At 46.2% G+C, this 25733-nt stretch carries 14 protein-coding genes; 4 read left to right on the plus strand and 10 right to left on the minus strand.

The window, feature by feature from the left end; translation table 11 throughout:
- The first annotated feature begins 117 nt into the window (after nt 1-117).
- On the plus strand, nt 118-2403 hold the full coding sequence (locus RB604_RS04065; protein ID WP_055293910.1) for an alpha-N-acetylglucosaminidase: 2286 nt from the start codon (nt 118-120) through the stop codon (nt 2401-2403).
- 2 nt (nt 2404-2405) lie between these two features.
- Here the strand turns inward: RB604_RS04065 and RB604_RS04070 are convergent, their stop codons facing one another.
- Complete coding sequence (locus RB604_RS04070) at nt 2406-5285, minus strand: TIM-barrel domain-containing protein (RefSeq protein ID WP_055293912.1); 2880 nt, start codon at nt 5283-5285, stop codon at nt 2406-2408.
- Between the two features lie 139 nt (nt 5286-5424).
- A complete protein-coding gene (gene nadB, locus RB604_RS04075) occupies nt 5425-6996 on the minus strand; it encodes an L-aspartate oxidase (protein WP_005928049.1) in 1572 nt (523 codons plus the stop codon).
- A 106-nt stretch (nt 6997-7102) separates the two neighbouring features.
- On the opposite strand from nadB, the gene RB604_RS04080 reads away from it, so the two are divergent.
- The 3 genes from RB604_RS04080 to dacB are packed head-to-tail and all read left to right on the plus strand — an operon-like array spanning nt 7103 to nt 10272.
- The gene (locus RB604_RS04080; RefSeq protein WP_005928046.1) at nt 7103-7510 is read left to right on the plus strand and encodes a PH domain-containing protein; all 408 of its coding nucleotides are present in this window, start codon (nt 7103-7105) and stop codon (nt 7508-7510) included.
- A gap of 1 nt (nt 7511) precedes the next feature.
- Entirely contained in the window at nt 7512-8855 is a 1344-nt protein-coding gene (gene lpdA / locus RB604_RS04085; RefSeq protein ID WP_055294013.1) for a dihydrolipoyl dehydrogenase, read from the plus strand.
- 16 nt (nt 8856-8871) lie between these two features.
- A complete protein-coding gene (dacB, locus tag RB604_RS04090; protein ID WP_055293914.1) occupies nt 8872-10272 on the plus strand; it encodes a D-alanyl-D-alanine carboxypeptidase/D-alanyl-D-alanine endopeptidase in 1401 nt (466 codons plus the stop codon).
- Nucleotides 10273-10287: 15 nt separating this feature from the next.
- Here dacB and RB604_RS04095 read toward each other — a convergent pair whose 3' ends face one another.
- From RB604_RS04095 to RB604_RS04130, 8 genes are all read right to left on the minus strand, one after another.
- Entirely contained in the window at nt 10288-10689 is a 402-nt protein-coding gene (locus tag RB604_RS04095) for a hypothetical protein (protein ID WP_005928038.1), read from the minus strand.
- Between the two features lie 724 nt (nt 10690-11413).
- Nucleotides 11414-13828 carry a glycosyl hydrolase family 95 catalytic domain-containing protein gene (locus RB604_RS04100; protein ID WP_007479562.1) on the minus strand — a complete coding sequence of 805 codons (2415 nt, stop codon included), beginning with the start codon at nt 13826-13828 and terminating at the stop codon, nt 11414-11416.
- Between the two features lie 106 nt (nt 13829-13934).
- On the minus strand, nt 13935-16436 hold the full coding sequence (locus RB604_RS04105) for a glycosyl hydrolase family 18 protein (protein ID WP_005928032.1): 2502 nt from the start codon (nt 16434-16436) through the stop codon (nt 13935-13937).
- A gap of 29 nt (nt 16437-16465) precedes the next feature.
- On the minus strand, nt 16466-16969 hold the full coding sequence (locus tag RB604_RS04110) for a hypothetical protein (RefSeq protein ID WP_007479560.1): 504 nt from the start codon (nt 16967-16969) through the stop codon (nt 16466-16468).
- Nucleotides 16970-16976: 7 nt separating this feature from the next.
- A complete protein-coding gene (locus tag RB604_RS04115) occupies nt 16977-18404 on the minus strand; it encodes a RagB/SusD family nutrient uptake outer membrane protein (RefSeq protein WP_007479558.1) in 1428 nt (475 codons plus the stop codon).
- Nucleotides 18405-18415: 11 nt separating this feature from the next.
- On the minus strand, nt 18416-21757 hold the full coding sequence (locus RB604_RS04120) for a TonB-dependent receptor (RefSeq protein ID WP_007479557.1): 3342 nt from the start codon (nt 21755-21757) through the stop codon (nt 18416-18418).
- 124 nt (nt 21758-21881) lie between these two features.
- Entirely contained in the window at nt 21882-23774 is a 1893-nt protein-coding gene (locus RB604_RS04125; protein ID WP_007479556.1) for a beta-N-acetylhexosaminidase, read from the minus strand.
- The gene (locus RB604_RS04130) at nt 23771-25642 is read right to left on the minus strand and encodes a DUF4838 domain-containing protein (RefSeq protein ID WP_007479554.1); all 1872 of its coding nucleotides are present in this window, start codon (nt 25640-25642) and stop codon (nt 23771-23773) included. Before RB604_RS04130 ends, RB604_RS04125 begins: the two co-directional genes overlap by 4 nt.
- Between the last annotated feature and the right edge of the window lie 91 nt (nt 25643-25733).

Below are 25733 nucleotides of genomic sequence, written 5' to 3' on the forward strand. Positions count from 1 at the left end.
CATAAGGTATTAGGATATAATTGGGATAATTAAAAAAGAATGCGCATCTTTGTCCGTTGATATGCAGCAATGTATATAATATAGGATAAAGATGCGCAATTTTAATATTTGGACACCATGAATTTAATCAGTAAAAACAAAATCACTTTCATCTTCTTGTTTAGTATCTTTTTGTTACCGGCTTATGGTGCAAATAAAGATACGAAAGCAATCTATGAGCTTATCGAACGGGTTACTCCCGGCTATTCTTCCCAATACCGGTTGGAGATCATTGCACCGGATAATGGCGTCGATGTTTATGAAGTAGACGGAAACGGTAAAGAAATCATTTTGCGTGGTAATACTCCTGTTGCTTTGGCCACTGCTTTCAATTGGTATTTGAAGTATACCTGTCAGGCACATGTTTCCTGGTTTGGCAATCAGTTGAACCTTCCGGAGAAACTGCCTCAGCCTCGCGAAAGGGAACGCCGTGTTATCAACGGGCGTTATCGCGTATACATGAATTACTGTACAGTCAGCTACACTGCTGCCTGGTGGGATTGGGAACACTGGCAAAAAGAACTGGATTTCATGGCTATGAATTCCGTTAATATGCCGCTTTTCACCATCGGTTTGGATGCGGTATGGTACAATACATTGTTGCATTTCAATTTCAGTGACCGAGAAGCACGTGCCTTTCTTGCCGGGCCCGGACATGCTGCCTGGCAATGGATGCAGAACCTGCAAAGTTATGGCGGTCCTCTTCCGAAATCCGTAATTGACAGGCATGCCGCTTTAGGGAAGAAAATCATAGCACGGCAATTGGAATTGGGTATGCAGCCTATCCAGCAAGGATTTTCCGGTTACGTTCCCCGTGAGTTAAAAGATAAATACCCCACGGCAAATATCAATCAACAACGTTCCTGGTGCGGTTTCAAAGGTGCGGCCCAGTTGGATCCTACCGATTCGTTGTTTACCCGTATGGGGCGGGTTTTTCTTGAGGAGCAGGCCCGTTTGTTTGGCGCTCACGGAGTTTATGCCGCCGATCCTTTTCATGAAAGTGCGCCTCCGGTAGATACGCCCGAATACCTGAAAGCTGTGGGGGAAACCATCCATCGTCTTTTCCGGGAGTTCGATCCTCAAAGCACTTGGGCAATGCAGTCGTGGAGCTTGCGCGAAGCTATTGTAAAAGCCGTCCCTAAAGAGGCTTTGCTGATTCTCGATTTACGTGGCAGCAGTACTTCGAAAGCGGAATTCTGGGGATATCCTACTGTGGTGGGGAATCTGCATAATTTCGGCGGACGTATCAATATGCATGGTGATCTGGCACTTCTTGCTTCCAATCAATACAGTAAAGCGAAACGTTTGAATCCTGCTGTCTGTGGTTCGGGGCTGTTTATGGAAGCTATCGAGCAGAATCCGGTATATTATGAATTGGCTTTTGAAATGCCTTGCCATCCGGACAGTATTGATCTGCGCGCTTGGTTGAAGCAGTATGCTACCCGCCGTTACGGTGCTTTTTCACCGGCCACGCAGAAAGCGTGGATGTTGTTGCTCGAGGGGCCGTACCGTCAGGGAACGAATGGGACGGAGAAAAGTTCTATTGTTGCCGCACGCCCTGCATTGGATGTGAAAAAGTCCGGTCCGAATGCCGGTCTTGAGATTCCTTATGATCCGGCTTTGATTATTCGTGCCCAGAGCTTGTTGCTGGAAGATGCCGACAAGTTATCGGCTTCCCGCCCCTATCGTTTCGATCTTGTAGATGTACAACGGCAGATGATGACTAATTTGGGACAACTCATTCATCGTAAGGCTGCCGAGGCGTTCCGGAGTAAAGACCGGGAGGCTTTTACACTTCATTCGGGACGTTTTCTCGGAATGCTTGCCGATATGGATACCTTGTTGCGTACACGAAGCGAATATAGTTTCGACCGATGGCTGACCGAGGCCCGTAGCTGGGGAGAGACGGAAGAGGAAAAGAATCAGATGGAACGCGATGCCACTTCTCTGGTCACTATCTGGGGAGCCGATGGAGATCCGCGTATTTTTGATTATTCATGGCGGGAATGGGCCGGATTGATAAACGGCTATTATCTTCCGCGATGGCAGAAGTTCTATACCATGTTGCAGCAACATCTGGATGAAGGGACTTCTTATGAGGAGGCCGGTCTGCCACAGATTTACGGCAGAGAGGCTTTCCGTGCCAATGATTTTTATCATACACTGGCAGAGTGGGAACTATCTTATGTAGATACCTATGGGAAAGCGCGTATCCCCGCGACTGAAGGGGATGAGGTCGATATAGTCAAACGTCTGTTTAAAAAGTATTTTAAGCTTTCTCAAGAGTATTATACTGACAGTATAAAACTCATCAAACCGTCACGGGATGAACGCACTTACGAGAATCTGGGCGAAGATTTGTAAGGTCAAAGCCGGATGGTCTGTTTGCCTCCGTTGTAAGTGATGGTTTTGCCGGATGCATCCGGGTCGAAAGCCTGCATTTGGGTAGGGCTTACCGTAACAATACGGAAAGTCCTCTCTTTTAGCATCCCGGAAAATTCTCCCTGACGCTTGCCGATGGTCAGCGAACGGGTGGCTTCGTCATACTTGAAAGGTATCATGGAATATTGGCCTTTTTCATAGTTGTAGTTTTCATTTTCGTCTTCGTAGAGAGTAAATGCCCCATCCTGTCCGGTGTAAACGTATAAAATGATTTCGGAAGCTGTTTTCTCACCTGTGTATTGCAGGTCCGGACCGTAAGGGAGGATGGCGCCCGAACGGACATAGAGCGGAATCTGTTCATAGGGGGCATCTACGGTAAGTGTTTGTCCGCCTGTAATGTACTTTCCGGTGTAGAAGTCATACCATCCGTTGCCATCCGGGAAATAGACTTTGCGCTGGCGGGCTTTATAGGTATATACTGGGCAGGCCATCAATGCAGGGCCGAACATGAACTGGTCGCTGATGTCTAATACGTTCTTGTCCTTGCCGAAGTCCATGACCAGCGCGCGCATGATCGTATAATCATTGAAATGTGTCATGCCTGCTAATGAATATATGTAAGGTATCATCCGGTATCGCAGCCGGGTGTAGTAAACCATTGATTGATAAGCAGGATGCCCTTCCGGGGCGATGTTCCATATCTCGCGGTAAGGAAACTGTCCGTGCGAGCGGTAAAGCGGACAGAAAGCACCGAATTGATACCAGCGTGCGTTTAGTTCGCGCCACTCTTTGTAATCCGCATTTTCCTTTTTCGTCCGGTTCCATTCGCGCTGTGCCTTTTCGTAGCGGCGTTCTACACAGAATCCTCCTATGTCCATCGTCCAGTAGGGGATGCCGCTCATGGCAAAGTTCAGTCCGGCGGAGATCTGTGCTTTCATATCTTCCCACCGGGTGGCGATGTCTCCGCTCCAAGTGGCTGTGCTGTAACGTTGCAGCCCGGCAAATCCGGAGCGTGTGAGTAGGAAAACTCGGCGATCGGGATCCATCTTGCGTTGTCCGTCGTAGATGGCTTCGGCGTTCATCAAGGCATAAGCGTTGAAGTACTGGGTCGACGGCCCCAGAGCGGTCGGTCCGCAAAGTGCCTTACGGTATTGCATGTCCGTACAATCGCGTACATTGGGTTCCGAGGCATCCATCCACCAGGCATCGATGCCCAACGGACAGTAATGGTCCTGCATCTGTTTCCAGAATAGCTTCCGGGCTTCCGGGTCGTAGGCATCGTAGAAGCCGTATCTGTATCCCGGTCCTACCCAGTCGCGCAGGCTGTCGCGCACCGATTGCATATACATCCATCCTTTTTCCTCGAATTCCTTGAAATGTCCGGTATTTGTGTAGAACTTGGGCCATACGCTGATCATGATTTTGGCGTTCAGGGCATGTATGGAGTCTACCATTCCTTTCGGGTCGGGGAAACGCTTCAAGTCGAATTCGTGGCTTCCCCAGGCATTTTCCGGCCAGTGGTTCCAGTCGATGACGATGTTGTCGAGAGGAATTCGGCGACGGCGGAACTCGCAGAGTACATCCAGCAATTCGCGGCGGGTATTGTATTTTTCGCGGCTCTGCCAGAATCCCATCGCCCATTTGGGCATGATCTGCGCTTTGCCTGTCAGTGTACGGTATCCACTGATCACTTCATCCATGGAATTGCCGTAGATAAAGTAATAGTCGATTTCATTACCCATTTCGCTGAATAGCGACAGCTTGTTCTGTTCCTTGTCCGTTACGGGAGTAAGCACCCGCAGGCCGCAATACGATTCACCGCCGTCGGGCTTCCATTCGATGCGCAGGGGGATTCGTTTTCCGGTTGGCAGGTTGGCAGTGAACTTATAGCTGTTGGGGTTCCATGCCGTGCGCCAGCGTTCGGGTACCAGCAATTCGTTGTCGAGGTATACTTTTACATATCCGGCATAATAGAGCAGAAAGCGGTGTAAACCGCTCTCTGAGGCTTCCAGTTCGCCTTCAAAGGTAACGTTGGCCCCCATCAGCGGAAAGCCTTCGGGGAGGTATTCACGGTTGGCTTTCAAGTTTTCGAAATAGAGAAAAGGTTCCGTACGCACCAGTGTATCTTTCCCTCTTTGCGGATGGGGAATATAGGTTCCTGTCAGTCCTCCTTCCCGGCCTTCTTTATCGTACAGCCGGAATGCTTCGTTTAGCTGCGCATAGTCCCGTGGATCGCCAAAACGGCTCAATGAATAATTGTCCCATAAGATCCCGTAGTTCTTATTGGAAAGGACGAAAGGTACGGCTACTTTGGTATTGTATTGGAACAGCTCCTCGTTTTTTCCCTTGTAGTTGAATTCATCGGCCTGATGCTGTCCTAATCCGTAGAATGCTTCATCGTCGGAGCTCTCGAATACCTGCCGGAGTTCGTATCCTTTGGTGTTCTCCACCTCGATGGCGCGGAATGTTTTTCCTCCCCCTTCGTTTTCGTTCAGGATAGGGTTTCCTGCCGGGTCAGTGAAGCCGATTTCCCCGGTGTTAAGGCTTACCCGTGCATGCAAGGATCTGGTAGACAGAATGATTGACTCTTTTTCTTCTTTGACGGTAAAGTCGGGATGATGTTTTCCGGTATCGAACACGGAAATGAGACTGGGTTTCGCTGAAAAGGTTCGTTCGGGAGTAGCCGATACATGGATAATCTTCTCGTTGATAACTTGTAGCCGGATGGATTGTACATCTTCCGGTCTTTTCTGTTTGAGCCGGATGATGACACCGTCCTTGGTGGTTTCGTGGTCTGTTGCCGTTGCGTGTGACGGGGGCAGTAATAGGATTGCCAGCAGAGGATATATGTTTTTCATCTTCATGATCGGGTAGTTTTAGAGGTGATTATTCGGTGTCGTGAGGGTATGTAAAAAGAGTGATATGCTCTTTTTAAACGCAGATTACACGGATGGTGCGATAAGGATCCGTGTAATCTGCGAAATAAGTGTATCTGTAATGGCCTTATTGCTTGGCGTGCGGATAATCGATCGTGTAATGCAATCCACGGCTTTCCTTGCGTTCCATAGCCTGACGCATGATGAGATAACCCACATTGATCATGTTGCGCAATTCGCAGATCTCTTTGGAGGCTACGCTACGCTTGAACAGGCTTTCCGTCTCTTCATAAAGGATGTCCAGACGATCCCATGCGCGTTTGAGCCGGAGGTCGCTGCGGACGATACCCACGTAGGTACTCATTATCTGGTTTACCTCTTTCATGCTTTGGGTAATCAGTACCATCTCTTCCGGTGAGCGGGTACCTTCATCGTTCCATTCGGGAATTTCTTCGTTGTAGGTATACCGGTCTATTACCTCTAACGTGTGTCTGGCGGCCGCATCGGCATAGACCACAGCTTCGATCAGTGAATTGGATGCCAGGCGGTTGCCACCGTGCAAGCCGGTGCAGGAACATTCGCCTACCGCATAAAGGCGTTCGATGGATGATTGTGCATTCAGGTCCACCAGGATACCTCCGCATAGATAATGGGCTGCCGGGGCTACCGGGATATAGTCTTTTGTGATGTCGATGCCTAAGCTGAGACATTTCTCGTAGATGTTCGGGAAATGTTTTTTGGTCTCTTCCGGGTCTTTATGGGTCACGTCGAGGTAAACATGGTCGTCTCCCCGGTTCTTCATTTCGTTGTCGATGGCACGTGCTACGATGTCCCGTGGTGCGAGTGAAAGGCGCGGGTCATACTTTTGCATGAACTCTTTACCGTCCATCGTACGGAGCACGGCACCGTATCCACGCATGGCTTCGGTAATCAGGAAAGACGGACGGTCGCCCGGATGATAGAGCGCTGTCGGGTGAAACTGTACGAACTCCATGTCCTTCACCGTTCCTTTGGCACGGTAAACCATGGCGATGCCGTCTCCGGTAGCTACTAACGGATTGGTCGTTGTCTGGTATACGGCTCCTACGCCGCCGGTTGCCATCAACGTCACCTTGGCCAGATAGGTATCTACCTTTCCGGTTTTCGGGTCAAGAATGTAAGCACCGTAGCATTTGATGTCCGGTGTCTGGCGGGTAACGGTTACCCCTAAATGGTGCTGTGTCAGTATCTCAATGGCGAAATGATTTTCGATAACCGTAATATTGGGATGCCGTTGTACGGCTCTGATAAGACTGTCCTGTATTTCGGCGCCGGTATTGTCTTTGTGGTGGAGAATGCGGAATTCCGAGTGCCCTCCTTCGCGGTGCAGGTCGAACTCGCCTTTTTCATTTTTATCAAAATCCACTCCCCAGTTGATGAGCGCTTCAATTTGTGCGGGAGCTTCGCGTACGACTTTTTCTACGGCGGCGCGATCGCTTATCCAGTCACCGGCAATCATCGTATCTTCTATGTGTTTATCGAAATTGTCTACCAGCAGATTGGTGACCGAGGCTACTCCTCCTTGTGCAAAATAGGTGTTGGCTTCTTCCAAACCGCTTTTACAGATAAGGGCTACTTTTCCTTTGTGTGCCACTTTCAGGGCAAAACTCATTCCGGCAATACCGGAACCGATGACGAGGAAATCGAACTTTTTAACCATAATCTAAATGTTTATTACCGCAAAACTACAAAATAACTGTTTTCATTGTACTTTTCGTTGCCATTAATTCATAAAATTGCTAACTTGGCAGCAAAAATCTGACAAAATGAACCGAATCTTCCATGCTCGTATTGCCTGGTATCAATATTTCCTGCTGATTGTATTGGGAGCAAATGCGTTTGGCTTTCTCTGGTGCAAGTATATTCTGCTTGCTGTTTTTATGATGTTGCTGTTGATCGTGGTGATCGAACAGGTGATTCACACCACTTATACCGTTACGCCGGAAGGAGAACTGATCCTTTCTTATGGACGTTTTACACGTAAAAAAACAATTCCCATCAAAGATATCATTTCCATACGGAAGCACCATTCGATGAAATTCGGCCGGTTTTCAGTGACGGAGTATCTGCTCATAGAGTACGGCCAAGAGAAATATGCATCGGTAATGCCTGTCAAAGAACGGGAATTCATCGAGTCGGTGGAGAAGAGAAGAATCCAATCTAATAATGAATAATATGAAATACCAGGTAATTATCATTGGAGGCGGCCCTGCGGGCTATACAGCTGCCGAAGCCGCCGGTAAGGCCGGACTGAGCGTTTTGCTTTTCGAAAAACAGAATTTAGGCGGAGTCTGTCTGAATGAAGGATGCATCCCTACCAAGACTTTGCTTTATTCGGCAAAGACGTACGACGGAGTTAGGCATGCCTCTAAATATGCGGTGAATGTGCCGGAAGTCTCTTTCGATCTGGCAAAGATAATTGCCCGTAAAAGTAAGGTAGTACGTAAATTGGTATTGGGTGTAAAAGGCAAGCTTACTTCCAACAACGTAACGGTTGTGAACGGTGAAGCGTATATCATCGATAAGAATACCGTCCGTTGCGGTGAAGACAGTTACGAATGTGAGAATCTGATTATTTGTACGGGTTCGGAAACATTTATCCCGCCGTTTGCAGGCATCGATACCGTGGATTACTGGACACATCGGGATGCGCTCGACAATAAAGAGTTGCCGGCCTCATTAGCCATTGTGGGCGGAGGTGTCATCGGAATGGAATTTGCTTCTTTTTTCAGTAGTCTCGGTGTACAGGTGACGGTTGTCGAGATGCTCGACGAAATATTGAATGGAATGGACAAAGAGCTCTCTGCCCTGCTTCGTGCCGAATATGCCAAACGGGGGGTAAAATTCCTGCTTAGTACGAAAGTCACCTCTTTGTCACCGAATGACGGTGGCGTGGCTGTGGCTTATGAAAATGCCGAAGGTACGGGAAGCGTGGTTGCAGGGAAGATCCTGATGAGTGTCGGCCGCCGGCCTGTAACCAAAGGCTTCGGATTGGAAAATCTGGGACTGGTACTGACAGAACGCGGTAATGTCGCTGTCAATAATAAGATGCAGGCTTCCGTGCCGGGAGTATATGTCTGTGGCGATCTTACGGGATTCTCTCTACTGGCCCATACGGCTGTTCGCGAAGCGGAAGTCGCCGTACATGCCATTCTCGATAAAGAAGATACGATGAGTTATCGTGCCATCCCCGGTGTAGTGTATACCAATCCGGAGATTGCAGGGGTAGGCCAGACCGAAGAGAGCCTGTTGGCCAAAGGAATTCCTTTTCATGTCATTAAATTACCGATGGCCTATTCCGGTCGCTTCGTAGCCGAGAACGAGGGGGTGAACGGTATGTGTAAAGTCTTTATCGGTGAAGATAAGACGATCTTAGGGGCTCATATCCTTGGCAATCCGGCTTCCGAGATCATTACCCTTGCCGGCATGGCTGTAGAAATGAAACTGACCGTTGCGGAGTGGAAGAAAATCGTATTCCCCCACCCCACGGTAGCCGAAATATTCAGAGAAGCCCTTTGATCAAGATTCCAAATTTATGCAAAGATTACTCCTATTCCTTATACTATCCTCCTGCCTTCCCGTTTTATGGGGGCAGGAGGTGCTTTCTTCGCGTATCAACGCCTTATTGCGAACTTTACCCGAAGGTTCCGAAGTCGGCATATCCGTGTATGACCTTACTGCAAGGAAATCCCTCTATACCCATCGGGATACGAAACTTTCGCGGCCTGCATCGACCATGAAGCTGCTGACTGCCATTACGGCTCTTTCACGCCCCGATGCCGATGAGCCGTTCCGTACTGAAGTGTGGTATAAAGGAACGATTGAGCATGACACGCTTCGCGGAGATTTATATGTGATAGGAGGGTTCGATCCCGAATTTGACGAACATAGCATGGATTCATTGGTGGATAATGTCATCACTTTCCCTTTTTCCGTTATTAGTGGTAAAATCTACGGGGATATCTCCATGAAAGATTCTCTTTATTGGGGTGCCGGCTGGGCATGGGATGATACGCCGGAAGCTTATCAGCCTTATCTCTCTCCTTTGATGTACCACAAAGGGATGGTTACGGTTACAGTTGCTCCCGGTGCTGCTCCCGGTGATACTGCAAAGGTATCCTGTTATCCTGTATCCTCTTATTATTCTCTTCACAACACAGCACAGACGCGTACTCCTTCTGCCGGAAAGTTTGCCGTGACCCGGGGATGGCTTCAGAATAAGAACAACATCACGGTCACGGGTAATGTAGAAGGAAAACGCAGTGTCGATATCAATGTTTTTTCTTCACAGGATTTCTTTATGCATGCTTTTTTAGAGAAACTTCGTGATCGCGGTATCGATGTGTCTCGTGAATATGATTTTTCGGTCTTTGTTCCCGATAGTTTGTCGGCTTGCATGGTTCGTTGGGAGCGTCCGGTGCAGGATGTCTTGAATCAGGTCATGAAAGAGAGTGATAACTTGAGTGCGGAGGCTTTGTTTTGTCGTTTGGGGGCACAGGCTACCGGTAAAAGATATGTGTCCGCCAAAGAAGGGATTGCCGAAATAAATAGAATGATAAAACAGTTGGGACACAACCCCGACCGTTACAAAATAGCCGATGGTTGCGGTCTTTCCAACTATGACTACCTCTCCCCTGCCCTTTTAGTCGATTTCTTGAAATTCGCATATTCCCGCACGGAAGTATTCCGGAAACTCTATAAAGCACTTCCTGTTGCCGGTGTAGACGGGACATTGAAGTACCGGATGAAGCAGAGTAAAGCGTATAAGAATGTCCATGCCAAAACCGGTTCCTATACCGCTATCAATGCGTTAGCCGGTTATCTGAAAGCTGTCAACGGGCATGAAATAGCTTTTGCCATCATGAATCAGAATGTTCTCTCGGCCGCAAAAGCCAGAGAATTTCAGGACAAGGTGTGTGAAGTGCTTTGTGAATAGCTAAGGTTAGTGAACTCAATGAATTGACATGTGATGGTATTTCTCATAGGGAGTATCCTTGGAAAATACCTCTGGCAAAGCTGAAGCCATATACTGTAATTTTTCTTCAGTCGTTTTGAAGATTTGTTTGGAGTTATCACAATAGTGTTGTATGAGCTGTTCCGCATCTTTAAATCCTCGTAAGTCCTCCTCATCAAGACATGAAATTTCGTTATAGTCATCATCCATGGAAAAATGTGGATTTTGTGGAGAGAACATGTAAATTTTTCCTTTTATCTCGCCACACTGTTTGACATATGCAGCATATTGGTCTTCTGTAAGTTCCAAGAAATCATTTTCATTGGGTATATATCCGATTTTGAAAATAAATTGAAGTGAGGGCCCAATCGGCCCGAATAGGAGATCGAAAAAGTCCATTTTTTATAAGTTATGGTTAATAAATATCGTAAATATAGTGGTTTTATTTATCATAACTTATAAAAATCTCTCAATTATCCGGTAGATGATTCGAATAGCCTGAATGAATGTTGTGATTTCTGATATGTAATTATAGAGAAAATAGGGGGATAAAGATATGATTTGACAGTTGAAAATAGATGACTCTTTTGCTGCTGGTCAAATTGTTGAATACCAACAAGTTATATGTTTCCTTTTTTTCTCGGTGAGAATCGAAGCGTTTGTCGTAGAGAAACGCACCGATTCTCTACGGGCAACGGAGCGTTTCTCACCGAGAAACGAGTTGAATATTCTTAAAAGACAACAACTCTCATAAATACGAAAGCAGGAATAGCTAGTTGCTGATTCCATATTAATTATCTGTATTTGTTGTGGTGTAAGCAGCAGGCATTCTCAAAAAGCTTGTTCAATAGTGGAAACCAATAACTCCACTTCATCTTTTATAGCTATTGTAAATTACGGCTTTGAAAACGTATCGGTAGAAAACAGTTTTATCGTTCTGTCAAAAACATCGCAGCACATCCATTTGGGGACACTATGTTTGTCATATTTTCTTTTTGTTTGTATCATGTAGTTGCTATTTCAGAATAGTATGTACTTTTAATATACAAGAGTATATACCATTATCATGCAATAGTGTATATTTTTGCAGTGTAAAAGTATATACTCTTATAAGTGCTCATTATCAGTTGTTTATGCCCGAATCTTGGATAAAAACAACCCTGTTGTCTGATTCCGGCAAGTAACTGCTTTGCACTTTCACCATCGGTTTATCCGCCTTGTGCGGGAGTATGATTTCCGCTTTCATCAACTTCCCGTATTTCCATTCCATATTTACCCGATAACCGTTTCTTGCCATTAAACCTTCGATTTTTCCTTCCGGCCATTCAGTAGGCAGAGCCGGTAAGAGGTGGATAAAGCCTTCCTGCGATTGTAGGAGCATTTCGGCAAAGAGCCCGGAAGTTGCCATTGTGGCATCGACCTGCATGTTTCCCGATTGGTTCGACATCATGTTTTCATAACCGCTTTCTTTAATCATTTGGTTGAAAGTGCCGATGGCTTGATCACCTTCATAAAGTCTTGTCCAAAGAGCGGTACGCCATGCCATAGACCAATTACCGCCGGTATGGGGCCATCTTTCGCCAAACTTTCCTTTTCCTCTCATCTCTAATGATTTTTTGACGGCCAGTGCCAGTGCAGGGGTCTGACTGTATGAAATCATATTTCCCGGATACAGGGCATAGAGGTGGGCGATATGCCGATGATGATCGCGTGGGTTGTCTACATCGTCTATCCATTCCTGTAGTTGTCCGTAGCGACCGATTTTCAAAGGTAATAGCTTGTTTCTGGCAATAGTCACTTTCTCACGAAATGCGGAATCGATTCCTAAACATTCCGATGCCTTTATCACATGAGTATACAAATCATAGACCATTTCGATATCTTGATAGGCCGGTAGGGTGAAGATGCGTCCTGCGGTTTGTTCACCGTTTGCGGTAGAATAATCTACCGGAGAACCGTTTTTCATCTCAATGCCGTGTTCGGCCGACACGGAGGGGGCGATAATGAAATGCTTCTGGTATTCTACCATATTTTCCAACCAGAACTCGGCGGCTTCTTTCATGATAGGATATCCTTTGGTTTCAAGATAAGATTTGTCTCCGCCGAAAGCATAATGTTCCCACAGATGCCTGCAATGCCAGGCGGCTCCTGACGGATAAAGTCCCCATAGGATATCGTCACCGGGAACGGTATGTCCCCAGATGTTTCCGGTGGAGTGGCTGACCCAGCCTTTGGTTCCGTAATACTCTCCGGCTGTTTTTCGTCCGGGTTCTACCAAACCTTCGATCCATTCCAGATAAGCCTCTTCGCACTCCGGAAGTTGGGTAGGTCCGCAACCCCAGTACATCTCCTGAAGATTGATATTGCTTTGGAAGTTACCATTCCAGGGTGCTTTTTCAAAAGTATTCCATACACCTTGCAGATTGGAGGGTAATGTTCCCGGGCGGGAGGCGCTTATCAGCAGGTACCGGCTGAGGTTGAACCACAATACTTTGAGGGAAGCGTCGTCGGTAAATCCTTGCTGTAATTGCTTTACGCGTATATCGGTTGGTAATTTTTCGGAAGCGGTGTCACCGGAAAGGGTGAATTTAACACGGTTGTACAATGTCTGATAATCGGATATATGGGTGTGTTTGACTGTTTCGTAACCTTTAGTGATAGCACTTTTTATTATTTTCTCGGTTGTTTGACGAGGCTTTTCTCCTTTATAAAGCGGATATACGGGGGAATATTCGGTATCGACCGTATAAAAGACGGTAGCTTCGTCGGCTCCTTCGACTGTAATTTGCTGGTGTCCCACTTTGATACTTCCGCCTTGGTGAAGTACTTTCATACGGATGGTATAGCCCAGTCCGTTTCCTTGGATGATTCCGTTGAAAATGAGTTCATCCTTGCCTTCTGTTACTTTTTCGGGTTGATAAACAAGTGAATGGGAAAGGGAAAAGCTGATCTTCCCTTTTTGGTCGGCTGTGAAATGGAGTGCCATCAGTTTGTCGGGATAACTGCAAAAGTATTCGCGGTTGAACCGGACATCTCCTTGGGTATATTCGACGAACCCTCGGGAAGTAGACAGATCAATACCACGCAGATAATTCTGTACCGGCTGGTTTTTCTTTCCAAAGTCCACAAACAGGTTACCGACCATTGAAAAATAACCGTAGTTTGTATAGTCACCCACCATATAGAGACGGGAGAGAGAATCGGCTTCTGCAAAACGACGATCTGTGATGGACCGGCGGATAGCGGCAATCTTGTCTTTGCCTCCTTTGACAACTCCGTAATTGAAGTCGGGAACAGAGTGAGGGCCTCCCGTCCAGAATGTCTTTTCGGCTATGTCAAAGCGTTCTTTTTCTACGTCACCGTAAAAGGAAGCTCCCATATAGCCGTTGCCGATATGTAAAGCTTGTTCCGACCAGTTTCGGGCGGGATAAGTGAACCATAACGTTTCATTGGGGGATAAACGTTCTTTGATAGAGCCGGTTGCAAAAATAGGCAAACTGGCTGTTAGCAGGACGAATAGAAGGAGCTTGTGTTTCATTGTATCTCTATTTATTGAAAACTTTTTCGAAGAAAACCCGGGTTAGAATAAAAACGGATTCCAACCCGGGTATATTATGAATCGTATAAAAAAACGAAGTGTTTTTTTATTTCTTGATAATTCTAAAGCTTGCTGTTTCCGAGTCGCATTGCACTTTTACCACGTAATAACCGGTAGACAAGTTGTTGAGGTGGATGAAGCGTGTGCCGTCGGACAGGTTTTCTTGTTTTAATATCTGTCCCATCGTTCCGTAAACGGTAACTGTCAGATTGGTTTCGTCATTGCCATTGAGGTTGACGAACAGCTCGTCTTCAACCAGTGTAGGATATACGGATATATTGCCACTGGATTGGGTAGTGCTGATTCCTGTTCCTTGATAAGTAGAATCATAGAATTCACGAATTAATCCGTAAGCTTCTTCTTCCATGCCGGCATCTTGGCCTAATGCCCAGATTCCGATACCTTTGAAACCGCCTTTGATGGTATAATCGTATTTCAGGCGAAGGCTCTGGAGGTCTTCCGTATAGGCCGTCATATTGGCACCGTCTTCATCGGTGTACTTGTAAACATTACCTTTGGCTGCATCGTCCCAAGTGATGTTATTGTCTTTAGAATATTTGGGCACATCACCTAAAGTGGCTGTACCGACTTTGGAACCGTTCTTATAAAGATTGCCGTAATAAGGCCATGCGATGACGATATCGGATGCCGGGATATTGATATCCAGCCAGAATTGTTTGATTCTTCTTTGCGCATCGTTCAACGGGCAGGTAAAAGTTTGCCCGATGTTGTACATCATGATGGTCAGATAGTCGGCACTTTGGAGCATGCCTTTGAAGTCCCATTCGTTACTTTCATTGCCCGGGTAGGTAGCTACGGAGAGCTCGAAATCCGGATTGATCTTATCCAATTCCTCTTTGATGTATTTGATCAGTTCATTGTATTTAGCACCGTGATTGGGCACAGAGTTATAAAACTCTTCAATATCCATGTTGATACCGTCCAGATTGTATTTGTCTGTAAACTTGGCGATGGCGGCAGCAGCCGTACGCATTTTCTGGGAATCTCCGAATAGATCTACATAGAAGGCGGTGTTTCCTCCGTCGCGCACATTACCGGTGATGGCGGCAAGTACTTTCACACCGTTTTTGTGTGCGTCATTGATAAAATCGATCCACGGCCATTTCAAGTCGATACCTTTATCCTCGAAAGTCGGAGTATAGTTGCCTTTGTCGATTTCAAAACCGATGGGAGCCACATGAGTAAGTCCTTTCCAGTCTACCTTGTCGATGGTGGTAACACTGAACCAGGGGAACCAGCCGAAAACGATTTTATTATTGTAATCTTTACATTTTTGCGTATAGGCAGCCTCATCCAGTTCATTGATCTGACGGATGGTCATATCACCATTGGGATTCGGGTTTTCGGGAGTGATGCTGTTACCGTTGCTGAAATACAGTTTGGTGATTTGGCCGTCCAGTTTACCACCATCGGTTGCAGTCGGTTTTAATCGAATGGCAACGATAAAGAAGTTATTACCAACGAGAAGCGCTTGTTTTCCGGCATTTACTTCGTCACGCAGTTCTAACTTACCGTTTCCCGGACGGAGTGCTTGATAGTTCATCGTGAACGATTCGTCTGTGATTTGGGCTTTGTCACCGGCATAATATACGTTAATGCTGGCAATATCGGTAAGTTTGGTAGTACCGTCCAAAGAAATGTCCAGTCCGCTAAGTGAAAGTTCACCGGCACCGACTGTATTGATTTTTAAAGTAAGCAATTCGATATTTTCCTCTTTAGCATAAGCATTACCGGTTTTTTGAGAAACCATGGCACTTTCGATTGTCATTTCTCCTACTTCTTCGAATATTTTCAGGTCGATGTCCTTAATTTCCGCTTCCGTTGTTTTGAAAGTGGCCGGATAAGCACCTTGCAGATCGGGAACAGTCGTTTCGGAAACATTCTGGAAATCGTAGTAAGCTACTAAATTAGCTTTTTCCGGGTGAGAATCGAGCACTTTATAACTTTTCCATTTAGAGATCGTTTCCAGATCCAAGGCTTTATTCCATATTCTGACCTCGTCATAACAGGCAAGAGAAGCACCGCCCAATACGAAAGAAGCATCGATATCACCGGTGGTCGGTTTAAAGAATGCATTGGAGAAAGCCTGGCGGATGCCGTCGATATAGAGAATGATGACTCCCTCATCGGTACTTGTTTTGGTTCCGTCGTAGACTAAGGCGATGTGATGCCAGCCGCTTTTCGGATAACATCCGGCAGAAGTTTGTGCATAAGCACCGTCTGCTCCGTTGGCTTGCATTACATAGATCTGCCCGCTTTTCTCTACCTGTACTTTGATACGGTTACGTTCGTCGGGTTGTTCTTTCTTGAAAATAATGAAACGGTCGTCCAGATCATCCAGGGTTATATTTACCCATGATTCGATGGTATAGGCACCTGCTTTGTTGAGTTGTGTTATATCTCCGCAATCCAGATAAGCATCACCGGAATTAACGTTCAGTTTAAAACCTTTGTTTCCCGTTGTTTGTGCGGCTGCACTGAGAAAGCCTAACAAGGCAAATAGACATAAAAATAGATTCTTTTTCATTGTTCTTTTATTATTAAGTTACACAAAGTTTATTCTTGAGGTTTGTTGGGGTCATAAATCTCGAATACGCCCGATTCGATGGTGGGGCTGTCTACTACCAGATCGTCGGTGGCGATGGCTTTCACTACCAAGCGGTATTTTCCACCGGCTACGATGGGGTCACCGTCGAAATCGGTAGTGATGCTCTCGTCGAAGCGGAACGAACACTGGTTCTTAAATTCTTTCTGGTCGGGATCTTTCTGGAGACGGCTTATCTGAAAAGCCTTGTCGGTGTGCTCCATCGCGTCTTCGGCATAGAGCGTACTTTTCTCTTTGATTATCCAGAAGTTGATATTCTGTACGCGGGTGGTATCGCCTTTGAAGAAATAGGTGACTTTGATGTCAGATAGTTTGCTTTCTTTACCAACCTCCCAGGTGCGTACGTTCCATACGTAGAGATAGCTGTCCTTTTTCGAAAAGTCATCCTCGTCTTTATCGCAGGCTACAAAAGAAAAAGTGATCAGAAAGAGTATTAATTTTACGGTTGCTTTCATCTTGCTATTATTTTTGAGTGGTTTCATATCCCGGGTTCTGCTCTAAATTTGAATTTTTGATAATTTCTGTTTGAGGAATGGGGCAAAGGTTGTGCGCTTCGCTCACATATTCGCCACCTTTGGAGTTGATCTCCTTACTGACTCTTTTTACGGTCTCTACGAGTATTCCCCATCGTACAAGGTCGAACCGGCGGTGTCCTTCATAGCAGAGTTCGCGGGCGCGCTCATCTTGGATAAGGGATTGGAACTGCTTGTAATTCAGATCCTCCACTTCGTCTATACCGGCTCGTAGACGGATCTCATTTACGGCATCGTAGGCCTCTTCGGTAGGGGCGCCTTTCCATTCGTTCAGTGCTTCAGCATACATCAAGAGAACATCGGCATAACGAAATACGGGGAAATTTAAACCGTCATGGTCGAGCATCTGCTTGCCGGTTCTGTCCCAATATTTGATAACAGCGATGCGGCTGTCCTTGAAAGGTTGCCCGCGCCACGTTTTGGCCAGATTGTGTTCGAGACGTAAATCCCATTCGTCGTATTTATTATAGAAGGATGTTGGGGCGGAGCTGCCTCCCAGTCCGTTGAATTTGTCCCATTCCTCTTTGCTCGGGCCCAAATACCACAACATGCGGGCTGAGAAGTCGGTATAATCGGCATTGAATTGTATGGAGAAAATGTGTTCCTGTTCATTTTCAAAAGCCTGGGAGAAGATGTCGCTGTAATTGTCGAATAATTTGTATTTATTCAATCCCATGACTTCTTCGCATGCACCTGCCGCTTTTTCCCACTGTTTTTGTAATAGATACATTTTCGCTAATAAGGTATAGGAGGCACCTTTACTGATTCTGGCTACAACGGTGGGGTTCTTTTCCAATAGTGGAGACACCTCTTCGAGTTCGTCAATGATGAACTTGGCCAGTTCATCCTTTGTAGCCCTTTTTACGTTCTTCACCTGATCCAATGAGGTGATTTCATCTTGTAGCAACGGCACGCCTCCCCAGTATGTCAATGCGTGATAGTAATAGAAAGCGCGCAGGCAACGGGCTTCTGATAACAGAAGAATACGTTTGTTTTCATCGAACGTTGATTCTTTTATGCGGCTTATGGCTGTGTTACAGGCACCGATAGCCTGATAAGTGGTAAGCCACCAGTCACTCCATCTGTTTTCGCCCGAAGTCCATTGATAATTGGCGGAACCGCCCGCACTACCGGATATATCGGTGCCTTCGAAAGCGAAACACCATCTGTCCTGGCTATAATAGCCGGTTCCGTAAAGGAAGCTGTAACATCCGGCTACGGCAGCTTCGGCTCCGTCTACCGTTTCAAATAGTTTATCGACACTCAGTTGTGATATCGGTGTTTTGTTCAGCATATCCAGACACGAACTTAACGTCACTGTCAGGGTGCATAATACCATTATTTTTAATCTTTTCATGATTCTTTTCATTATAGTGTAATCTTAAAACCAAAAGTATACGTTCTTGCCGATGGGTATGCGGTGAAGTCCATACCCCGGAGTACATTTGCCGAATAAACTTTATATCCACCTTCCTTTCCCGTATTTACTTCCGGGTCGTATCCTTTATAAGAGGTAAATGTGAACAAGTTAGTTCCGGTAACGTAGCATTGCATATCCTGAATTACTTTATTTTTCTTCCAGCTCTTCACCGGGAAATTGTAATACAGGCTGATGCTCTTAATCTTCAGATGTGAACCGTCATGAATCATATAAGTGGAGGGCTGGTATTCGTCATTGGAATAGAGCTTGGGATAAGCCGCACGCGGATTGTCGAGCGACCAGAAATCCTTTATCCGCTTATATTGGTTTACGAACCGGGGATCGACTGTGGCATACAGGAAGTCACCGCCGGCCAATATATCGTTGCCATAGGTTCCTTGCAGGAATATGCTTAAGGTGAAATTCTTGTAGGTGAAAGTATTGTTGATACCTCCGAAAAAGTCGGGGTTCGGGTCACCGATGGTGGTCTGGTCTTCAATCGATACGACACCGTCGCCATTGATATCCCGGTATATTTTCTGTCCGAGAGAGGCTGTCGGTTCATTTCCGGCATCGATCTGTTCGCGAGAATGGTAGATACCGTCCATGATATAGCCATAGAATACACCGACAGGTTGACCTACTTTCAGCCAGGAATAAGGATGGGTTCCCAAGCCCGGGCGGAAGGTGTATTCGAAGTCTTTATCCGGTCCCATGGCAAGCACTTCATTCTTATTGGTCGAGATGTTGAATTCGGTAGACCATGTGAAATCTTTCGTCATGATATTGGTAGTACGGATCATTAATTCCACACCGCGGTTTGAAATCTTTCCTACGTTCATAAAGCCGTTCTTGAAGCCCGAAACATAAGGGAATTCCACATCCAGCAAGAGATCTTTGGTTCTTTTGGAATAGAAATCGAGTTCTACGTTCAGGCGTGAATTGAAGAAAGAGGCCTCGATACCGAAATCGACTTGGGCGGTTGTTTCCCATTTCAGTTTGTCGTTACCCAAACGGTCGGGGACGTAGCCGATTTGCGGAATTTCTCCTAACATGACATTCTGTTGTCTCATCAGAGGCAAGGTCTGATACAGGGCAATATCCTGGTTTCCGGAGAGACCGTAACTCAGTCTTACTTTTAAGTTGTTCAGTTTAGTGAAACGTTTCATGAATTTCTCTTCCGAGATTCTCCAGCCTAAGGCTGCCGAAGGGAAGAATGCGAATTGGTTGTCCTTGCCCAGACGTGACGAACCGTCATATCTGCCTGTAAGGGTAATCAGATAGCGGTCGCGGATGGAATAGTTGATTCGTCCTAAATAAGAGATGATGGCCCATTCGGAAGCCGAGCTTCCTATCTGACGGGTTTTGGTTTCGGCATCGGAGAGATTATTCCAGTCGAGCAGGTCGTTGGTGAAGTTCTTTCCGAAGAGATCCAATCCTTCGTTGCGTCCGAATTGGAGCGTATATCCTCCCAAAACAGTGAGGTGATGGCCTTCCACTATCTCTTTCATATAGTTGGCTGTGTTTTCCCACAAGATGGAATATCCTTCCGACTGGTTGATCCGTGCTTCGCCTTTGGTTTTATTCTGCATCATGGTAGGTAGAGATCCGGGCTTATATTCACTCGTCTTGGCGGTACTGGCATTCAGACCTAAGGAGGTTTTGAACTTTAATCCCTTAATAGGCTCCCAGTCTCCGAAAACACCGAGGTATACGGTAGTCGACTTTTCTTCTTTTTTGCGGAGATTGAGTTGGGCAACTACGTTATCGATTTTATTGCTCACTACACGTGAAGGGCTGTCGGCGGCATATGAACCGTCTTCGTTATAGATAGGCATGGTCGGCGGAGTTGCCAAAGCGGAACTTTGGTAGTCGAAACCTCCCAGGCTTACCAGATTGGGCTTTCGGGCAGAATGCGAGAACTGGAAATTGGCACCGATATTTACTTTGTTACCGATCTTCCTGTCCAAATTAAGACGGGTCTGATAGCGTCTGATTCCCGATTTTTTGATTACACCTTCCTGATCGAACATGCTTAATGACAGATAATAGCGGGTGTCTTTGTTACCTCCCGAAGCGGCTACCTGATAATTCTGCATCAATGCTGTCTGGAGAATTTCGTCTTGCCAGTCGGTTCCTTTTTCATAGATGCTGGGGTTTTCGATAGACGGTTCCTGGCCGGCGGCGACATCCTGTTGGTTTAACATCTCGGCATATTCGCGGGCATTGAGCATTTCCAGGCGTTTGGCAACCTGCTGAACGCCTACATAGGCATTGACTGTGACGCTGTTGCCTCCTTCTGTTCCTCTTTTCGTAGTGATGATAACTACCCCGTTGGCACCTCTGGCACCATAAATGGAGGTGGCGGCAGCATCTTTCAGGATTTCTATCGATTCTATATCGTTCGGGTCGATCAGGTTCAGATCGCCTGCACCGATAAATCCGTCTACCACATACAACGGCTGGTTACTTGCCGAGATGGAGTTACCGCCACGGATAAGGATGTTAGTTGCCGCACCCGGTTCGCCGGAAGTATTGGTAACGTGTACACCCGATACTTTACCGGTAAGTGCCTGATCGAGACGTACGGTCGGGATATTGTTTATATCTTTCCCTCCCAAGCGGGCAACAGCACCTGTCAGGTCTTTTTTTCTCATGACTCCATAGCCGATTGCCACTACTTCATTGAGCATCTGGCTGTCTTCTTCCATCAGAACGTTGATAACCGCTTTGTCCTTCGTTCTTACTTCTTTCTGCTTATAACCGATGTAAGAGAACTGGAGTACGGAGTTTTTGTCTTTTAACTGGATGGAATAGTTACCGTCCATATCGGTGGTCGCACCTTCATTACCGTTTTTAACCCGGATGGTGACACCGACAAGCGGTTCGTCCATGGCATCTGTAATTTTTCCTTTGATGATGACGGGCTTACTTGCAACGGCTTGTTGCAGAGTAATGATGACTGATTTGGACTGTATGCTAAAACTCAGTCCTCTCGGTGCAAGAACCGTTTTGAGAATCTCCGTCAGGCTTCGATCCTGTACAGATACGGTAATGTCCTTCCGATTGTCCACCACTCCTTCGCGATACGAAAAATAGTAATCCGTTTTGTGTTGGATTTCTTCGAAGAACTGCTTGAGTGTGACATTGCTAAGCGAAAGAGAGAGCTTCGGCTCCGGTGCATTCTGAAGATTCTGGGCATTCAGAATGCCCATGAATCCGTTCATTAGTAATAAAAAGAATATGATACGAAATTTTTCTGTGATCATGGCTGTTTTAAAGTATTTCATTCTTTAAGGTGTTTTTTACTTATTGGTTTGAAGTTTTCTTTTTCTTTTTTTCCTTGTCCGTTCTATAAGTAGTACACATATTTATTCTTTTTGTAACATTTGTTTTTTTATGTTTTATAGCAGGTTATTTCTTTTCTCCCTCGGCAGCCCTTTTTTTCAAGGCATCGATGGTTATATCGATCAGCCGGCCTGCTTGTTCTTGCCCTTTGTAGGCGGCTACACGAAGCATTGAAGCATTTTTGGGGATAGAAAGAGTGTCTGTATACATATTGGAATAGATATCGGGGATGGTATTGTCGAATGTATAGAACAGGCTTAATCCTTCTATTTCTGTCTTCATTGCTATTTTCAGTTGGCGCTCTTTATCCCAATGGGGATAAATGATAGGATCGTAGATGCTGCGGGCATAATTGACGCCGGATCGGTCGAAACGTTCGAACTGTTGCTCCACCCTGTTTACAAAGAACTTCCAGTTGCGCAACCGGGCATCGGTCCACAGGGTTTCCGATATCGCCAGGGCACGGGGCCAGATCATATATTCCACTTGCCGGTAGTGGGGGACGGATTCCGTCCAGAGATTTCCTTGCCCGCCCATGATCAGGGAAGCGTCCACACTATCGGGAATGAGTTGATATTTGTAACAGTCCTGTAGGCGCAGCATGGAATAGGTGTTTGGTTCGACTGTCGGATCTCCCTGATAAAAGTCCAGATAGCAATGGTCGGTTGGGGTCATGATGACGGAATGTCCTTGCTTGGCAGCTTCTATACCTCCTTTCATACCTCTCCACGACATGACGATAGTTTCCGGTGCCAAGCCGCCTTCTAATATTTCATCCCATCCGATAACCTGTTTCCCTCTTTTTTGAACCATCGCGGCCACACGTTTCACAAAGTAGCTTTGCAGTTCTTCCAGGTTTTTAAGATGTTCTTTCTGCATACGCATTTTGCATTTGGAACACTTCTCCCAAAATCCTTTATAGCATTCGTCACCGCCGATATGGATATAAGGAGAAGGGAAGAGGCGGGCGACTTCGGCGAATACGCTGTCCAGCACTTCAAATGTCTGTTCATTGCCGGCACACAGGGAGTTTTCTATTTTGGTATAGAAAGTGTTGCCTACATTGACGTGGAACGGTCCTCCCGTACAGGATATTTCCGGATAGGCCGACAGGGCTGCCATGCTGTGTCCGGGAATATCTATTTCGGGCACGATGGTTACATAGCGCTGTTGTGCATATTCTACAATTTCCCGGATATCTTCTGTTGTGTAATATCCTCCGTAACTCAGGGAGTCGGTCGGCAGTTGCGGTTCCCGCTCCCACCAATTACCTACGCGGGGCGCTCTCCATGCACCGATGGCAGTGAGTCTGGGCAGTGATTTTACTTCTAATCTCCATCCTTGATCATCGGTCAGATGCCAATGGAATACATTGTATTTGTATTCGGCCATCTGGTCGATGAATTTCTTTACTTCCTGCTTGGTGAAGAAATGCCGGCTGACGTCGAGCATCAGTCCCCGCCATGCAAATTGGGGTTTATCAGTGACTTCTATGCAGTTAATACTCCAGGTGGCGTCTGCCTGTACCGTTTTCGACTTTATTTCCGGCGGGAGTAACTGAAGTACGGATTGTATACCGTTGAATATTCCGTGATGCTTGTATGCGCTCAAAATCAGTTGATCTGACGATATCGAGAGCTGATATCCCTCCTCACCCAGTTCTTTGTGTTCGCCTAACTGGAAAATAATCGTACCGGAGTTGTTTACCGGCAGGGAAAAGCCTGTGGCGTCACTGATTTCTTCATTGAAGTAGTTTGCTAAGGCCGTCATTTCCGGATCGGACTTGTCTATGCCGATGCTGCTTTGCCCGGTTATGTAGAAGGTACCCGGTTTCAGTTCGTACGTACTCGGCAGAGGAATAATCCCAATGGATTCGTTGGATATGCTATTCTCCGGTTGGGTACAACTGACTGCACATCCGAACAGAAGGAGAAGAGCGAAATGATTGATGATCTTCATTTACTTGTTTTTTTAGATATGTATTTGGCTTTGCCTGTTGTCATATATTCCCATACACCTGTTACCCATGAGTCTACCCGGGCTTTTTCTACGGGGGTACTTGCAGCCGCTTGTGCTTTATGTACCAATTTTTCCAGTTCTTCCATCACTTTGTCCGTACCGAGGTATTCCCAGGCGATGGACTCCGTCTGGTGAAATTGTGCGTCTTTGGTCTGGATATCCGACGGATAGTTTTTCGAATCGCTATAAACGCTTTCTATCTTGTCATAGAAATCCGACATCGGTTTGGCTGCTTTGCCGAAATAAGAGGTAAAGAACTCGTCGATCAGTTCGTCCGGGTCTAATGATGGATTATCATATAGTTTCATGGTGATGTAGAAATCCAGTTGTTCGCCGATACCGCACAGGAAGATTCCCCGTACCTTATCTTTTGCATACATTTTTATTTGTCCGGCTACTTCATGGATACTGAACCCCGGGAATACATGGAAGTTTTGTACCAGACCGCGTTCGGTTGGAAAGCACAAGTAATTCCACAGGTAGACAGGGCGGCCGCTCTTTTTACTCTCTTCTATCCATTTCTTGTAATAATCTACTTCATTCTCTTTCATTTTCGGTGCCCAGTAATTTCTTGGATGCAGACAGGGAGCTACCGATATATTGTCTTCCAGTGTCATGTCTTCCGGCATATAGGCATACACATGATAAGCTAAAGCCGATATTTTTTTGTTTGGATGTGTTTTCTTAACCTCTTTGGCCACGTTGTTAATAAAAGTCCAGAGATAATGAGTGGCGGTACCGCAGTTGAAATGCTCTCCACGGATGTTGTCTTTATCGATTGCCAACTGCCGGGTGCACTCTTCGCATTGGCACCAGTTTGCGTTATCCAACGGAACGATTGCAAAATAATCTCCTAAAGCGATTTGTTCACCTTTCAAAGGTTTACCGTCAAAATAGTCGCGGGCATCTTGGGCCACTTGCTCGATGAATGCCCGGTTGGTATAGCAGAACTGACGTTCGTGAGGGCCACCCGTACGTCCTGCTGCGAAGTATTCGGGATGATAGCTTTCGAATAATTCCGGCCGTTCCGGATTCTTTTGCAGGAAGCGGTCCTGATAGGCAGTGAAAGCATGGTTGGCTGCCCACTTTTCACCACCGAACCGGATGCGTCTGAGAAATAGCTGTAAATTTTCCGAAGTTGCGTTGAAATATTGTTCTTTCATCATCGGCCAATCGAAAGAATAACTGCCGTCTCTGTATTTGAGAACGGGCGCACGCATTATTCTGACAGGTGAGAGTTTTAAGTTTTTCTGTTTTGGAACGATGATATTCAGTGAATCGGGACCGTAGAAACGGATACCCAAGTAGTTCTCCAAGAAGTCATACACGGCATAGCAGGTGCCCTGCGCATCATAAATAGACGGAAGGGTGAGTTCGGCAGTAGCTGACGGATCACCAGTGGATTGGGAATAATTGATTTTCGTCCGGTCTTTCGAAGGAGTGATACCGTTATTGTCACGTCCGCCGTCTGTGTCGAAGTTTTCGTCCTGTCCCATGAGCGTAATTGTCTCCGGAGTGATCTCTATAAGATATTCTTGCTCCTTGAAACGAACTTTTTCCGTATATTTACTACCGCCTACAAAGATGATTTTCGACGGCTGTTGGGGAACTTCGCTGACTATAGGCAGATGAATATCCAGAGATTGTTTGATGAAATGTTGCAGTTCATGCGCTGCAAGTATTGCCGAAGGAGACGGTTGCTCGCCGGTCACTATAAATGTCCGGTCTTTTTCTATGACAAAAGCTTTCTTGGCCGAACAGAGAACCGGCATCATTAATAGCGTAATATACAATATAAATTTCTTCATAAGCATTTTTTGTTTAAAAAAGGGTATGACAATGGCTTGGAACCAACCTGCGAAGGTTCCCTCTTGAGTTTTTTAAAACGAATCGGATGTA

It is taken from the genome of Bacteroides salyersiae, assembly GCF_031172035.1.
GTDB lineage: Bacteria > Bacteroidota > Bacteroidia > Bacteroidales > Bacteroidaceae > Bacteroides > Bacteroides salyersiae.